The 877-nt window shown below is 65.8% G+C and carries 1 protein-coding gene; it reads right to left on the bottom strand.

Annotation, left to right across the window (positions count from 1 at the left end; genetic code table 11):
* Nucleotides 1-839 (bottom strand): IS481 family transposase (locus tag D3260_RS17075; protein WP_120099812.1); only part of this gene is annotated, 839 nt, incomplete at its 3' end.
* Nucleotides 840-877 lie beyond the last annotated feature (38 nt).

Here is an 877-nt window from a genome sequence, read left to right as displayed (position 1 = left end):
GGCAGATAGTTCGCACGCTCATCGGCGTTTTGATAGACCCGGGCATAGGCCCATTCGTGCAGTGCCGTCTGTATCCAGCGCTCGGCTTTGCCGTTGGTCCGCGGCCGGTACGGCCGGGTGCGCTTGTGTTGAAGCCCGAGTCGACGACAGGCGGTGGCAAAGCGCCGGGATTGATAGCACGCGCCATTGTCGGTGAGTACGGCTTTGAACTGGACGCCCAAGCGGCGGTAGTAACGTAACGCGGCGATCAGCGCCCGAACCGCGCTGGCCCCGGTTTCGTCCGGCCAGATCGTGGCATGCGCCACCCGGCTATGATCGTCGATGGCCATATGGAGGTAGTCCCAGCCGGCACCCCGCGACTTGCCGCGCCGGTCGCCGGTCACGCGATGGCCGGGGCGCGCAAAACGATTCACTTTCTTGATGTCCAGATGCAACAAGTCGCCTGCGGCATCGTGTTCGTAGCGTCGGACGGGCGGCGAGGGGTCCAGCGCCGACAATCGATTCAGGCCGGCCCGCTGGAGCACGCGCGCGACCGTCGCGCGCGGCACGCCGGTCTGACGCACGATCGCCGAATAAATACGCCGCTGGCGACGCAGGCGACGGATGCGCGCCTGCTGCGTGGCTGAGGTCCGATGCGGGCCTCGGTGCGGCCGGCAGCTTCGATCCCACAACCCGGCCCAGCCTTCGCTGCGATAGCGCGCCAGCCATTTGTAGGCGGTGCGAGTACTCACCGCCATGGCCTGGGCGACGTCGACCGGTCTCAGGCCCTGTTCGATCACTCGACGCACCAGCACCTGTCGACTGTGAACGGTGAGTCGCGCATTCTTATGCGTGTTCATCCGGGTCGCTCCTTAGGTCTGACGGATTTCTGCACCCA

Origin of the sequence: Salinisphaera sp. Q1T1-3, from assembly GCF_003602005.1 — a bacterium.
Taxonomy (GTDB): Bacteria; Pseudomonadota; Gammaproteobacteria; order Nevskiales; family Salinisphaeraceae; genus Salinisphaera.
Note: the sequence above shows the minus strand (reverse complement) of the source record. Positions and strands in the feature narration are given on the sequence as shown.